The following is a 3,546-nucleotide window of genomic DNA, read 5'->3' on the forward strand; positions in this document are numbered from 1 at the left end:
GGTGACGCCACACCAATGAGCCGGATCTACATCTCTCTAGTGGAGTAGATAGCAAGAAGGGAGCCTGAGGCTCCCTTCTTTGTTAGCGGTAATGTGATGGCTGCTGGCTAGAACCAGAAGCCGATGATAAAGGAGCCCGCCAGGGTCAGCATCACGTTGGCCACCGCATAGGTACCGGCATAACCGAGCGCCGGAATGGAGCTGTTGGCTGCCTCGTTGACCACATCCATCGCCGGGGCACAGGTACGGGCACCTGTGATGGCACCGAGCAGCAGTGCCGGGTTCATCTTGAGCACCCAGACCCCGAACAGATAGCCGACCAGCACTGGCAAGGTGGTCACCAGCATGCCGGAGAAGAGCACTACCGTACCCACCTCGCTGAGGTGGTCGAGGATGCCGCCACCGGCTTTCAGGCCCGTGCTCACCATAAAGACCGCCAGACCAAGATCCTTGGCCAATCTGAGCGCACCGGGCGGCACATAGCCGACCGTCGGGTGGTTGGCCCGCAGGTAACCCATCAGAATGCCTGCCAGCAGCAGGCCGACGGCGTTGCCGAGACCGAATTCGATCTGACCGAACACCAGCGAAACGGAGCCGATCAGCAGGCCGAGTACGAAGAAGGTGGTGAAGGCCACCAGATCCGTGGTCTGGCTGTGGATGCTGATAAAGCCGATCTTGTTGGCTAGCAGTTTGACCCGTTGCTTCTCGCCGCTGATCTGCAACACGTCGCCCTTTTGCAGCATGATGTTGCGATCGAACGGCATCTCGATCTGGGAGCGCACTACCCGGTTGAGGAAGCACCCTTTCTCGGTGAGGTTGAGCTCCACCAGATGGCGGCCTACCACGGAGTCATTCTTTACCACTATCTCTTCGGTGACGATCTGCAGGTCAAGCAAATTGCGGTCGAACACCTCTTTACCGTTGCGATAGTTGACGTCCAGCTTCTCGTGGCTCTCGGGATAGCCCACTAGGGCGATCTCATCCCCTTCCTGAATGACGGCATCGCCATCGGGACTGGCCAGAATGCCGTTGCGGCGGATTCGCTCTACATAGCAGCCGGTGTGGGGATAGATACCGGTCTCTCGCAGGGTACGACCACCGATCCAGGCTGCCAGCTCTGGGCCGACCCGATAGGCGCGGATGATGGGCAGGTAGGTCTTGCGACTCTCGCTGTCGGAGAGACCCCGCTCGCGGGCGATTTTTTGTGCCTCGGTATTGAGGTCGAGGCGTGCCAGCGATGGGAGGTAGCGCACCACCAGCATCAGGCCCACCAGACCCACCAGATAGGTCAGGGCGTAGCCGATGCCCATATTGTCGAGCACCGCCTGCATATCGGTCTGATGGGGCAGGTTGAGCAGACCGCTGCGCAGGGCATCCTGTGCACCGACCAGCGCCGGTGTCGATGTGAGTGAACCCGCCAGGATCCCCGCCGCCATGCCCGGCCCCAGATTGAAGAACTTGGCGAGCCCCACTGTCAGCAGCAGGGCGGTCAGCAAGATCACCAGAGTCAGGGTGATGTAGTGGATGCCGTCGCGCAGGAAGACGCTGAAGAAGTGAGGGCCCGCCTCGATCCCCACACAGAAGATGAACAGCATAAAGCCGACGTTTTCAGTGGTGGCTGCAAATTCGAAACCCATCTGGCCGAACAGCAGGGCGGTAAACAGCACACCTATGGTGTTGCCAATCTGAAAGTTGCCAATTCGAACCTTGCCAAGCAGCAGGCCGAAGGCCAATACCACGAACAGCAGCAGGGAGTCGCTTTGATGTAGCAGTGTCACGAAATCTATGGTCATGCCCGGAAAAACCGAGGAAAAAAGTGGGGTCGATATTGTGCCGGATCTATCCCCAATAAAGAAGCGCAAGGGATCGATTAATCGGACGTTATCGGACGCTATTTGTGGAACCGGCGGCGTGATAGGGAGACACGCGGATGAAATCTGGCAATTTTTGCTGTAACCGTCGTTGTCAATTAGTGAAATCTGCTGCCCGCGACCGAAGTGCTCTGGCGCAGGCCGATATTTTAGATTCTGCTGTCCGGCCGCTTGGCGGGGATCAGTTTCAGCAGATTCAACTGATGGCCGCCATGGTTGGCTGAGGGTCAAATCAGCTTGATATTTGCCCGTTCGCCCACAGGGAAAGGGTTGGCAAAAAGATACCTCTGAAAAGTGCCAATAGAGCCTGTCACCCCGCTGTTCCTGAGGGGGCAAAAAAACAGCATAAAATCAGGTTGGCCAGCAAAATGACTCTTCGCCGGGGGCCATCAAGGGCAATCCCGCGTCCTGACAGGGCTTGCTGCACTTACCCACAGAATCTGTGGATAACCCTGTTTATGAAACTTGTTCATCGCCCTGAAAGCCGCGCCAGTACTGGGATGCAAGGGCTGTTCAAAAAATACCGGAAGAAAAATGTTTGTATAAAAATCAAATAGTTAGGTGCAACAGGAGAAAACTCTGTCGAGCCGGAACGGGTAACAAAAGGGAGCGTCAGCAGCAAGAAGGTTCTTGTGCATTAAAATTGGCAGGAGAGGGCACTAAAGTGGATAACTTGCACCGAGATGGTGAGGAATTGGCTCCCCCGACTGGACTTGAACCAGTGACATACGGATTAACAGTCCGCCGTTCTACCGACTGAACTACGGGGGAACATCAGGCAAGGAGGAGCATCATACAGAAGGTGTCTGGGGTGGTCAAGCCATTCGCGGGATGATGGCACGGGTGTACCGCTGCCAAACCCTCGGTTACACTGCTCCTCTGCTGTTTTGTGTCGGGAGTGTTCATGAGCAAATTGTTCAAGTTAGTCAGCCAGTTTCAACCCGCCGGGGATCAGCCCACGGCGATTGCCCAACTGCTGGATGGCATCGAGTCAGGGCTGGCCCATCAGACCCTGCTCGGGGTGACCGGTTCGGGCAAGACCTTCACCATGGCCAACGTCATCGCCACCCTGAACCGCCCGACCATGATCCTGGCTCCCAACAAGACCCTGGCCGCCCAGCTCTATGGCGAGATGAAGGAGTTCTTCCCCGACAACGCGGTGGAGTATTTCGTCTCCTACTACGACTATTACCAGCCCGAAGCCTATGTGCCGACCACCGACACCTTTATAGAGAAGGATGCCTCGATCAACGATCACATCGAGCAGATGCGATTGTCGGCCACCAAGGCGCTGCTGGAGCGGCGCGACGTGGTGATCGTTGCTTCGGTGTCGGCCATCTATGGTTTGGGGGATCCCCAGGCTTATCTGAGCATGATGTTGCACTTGAAAGTGGGGGATGTGATCAACCAGCGGGATATCCTGCGTCGCCTCGCCGAGCTGCAGTACACCCGCAACGACATGGCGTTTCAACGCGGCACCTTCCGGGTGCGCGGTGAAGTGATCGACATCTACCCCGCCGAATCGGACAAGCTGGCCCTGCGGGTAGAGCTGTTTGATGAAGAGGTGGAGCGCCTCTCCCAGTTCGACCCGCTGACCGGCGCCATCGAGCAGACGGTGGTGCGCTATACCATCTACCCCAAGACCCACTACGCAACCCCGCGGGAGACCATTCTG

The 3,546-nt window shown here is 57.3% G+C and carries 3 protein-coding genes and 1 tRNA gene; 2 read left to right on the plus strand and 2 right to left on the minus strand.

Annotated elements, in window-relative coordinates; all coding sequences use genetic code 11:
- Positions 1-107 precede the first annotated feature (107 nt).
- A complete protein-coding gene (locus AACS18_RS03025) occupies positions 108-1,793 on the minus strand; it encodes an aspartate:alanine antiporter (protein WP_005336899.1) in 1,686 nt (561 codons plus the stop codon).
- Positions 1,794-1,930: 137 nt separating this feature from the next.
- Here AACS18_RS03025 and AACS18_RS03030 point away from each other — a divergent pair, with 137 nt between their 5' ends.
- Entirely contained in the window at positions 1,931-2,095 is a 165-nt protein-coding gene (locus tag AACS18_RS03030) for a hypothetical protein (protein ID WP_181363391.1), read from the plus strand.
- Positions 2,096-2,566: 471 nt separating this feature from the next.
- Here the strand turns inward: AACS18_RS03030 and AACS18_RS03035 are convergent.
- A tRNA-Asn gene (locus tag AACS18_RS03035) sits at positions 2,567-2,642 on the minus strand.
- Positions 2,643-2,775: 133 nt separating this feature from the next.
- Here AACS18_RS03035 and AACS18_RS23025 point away from each other — a divergent pair.
- The coding region (locus tag AACS18_RS23025; RefSeq protein ID WP_258228832.1) for a DEAD/DEAH box helicase family protein at positions 2,776-3,546 on the plus strand (771 nt) is incomplete at its 3' end.

Origin of the sequence: Aeromonas sp. HMWF015 (genome assembly GCF_963878965.1) — a bacterium.
Taxonomy (GTDB): Bacteria; Pseudomonadota; Gammaproteobacteria; order Enterobacterales; family Aeromonadaceae; genus Aeromonas; species Aeromonas veronii.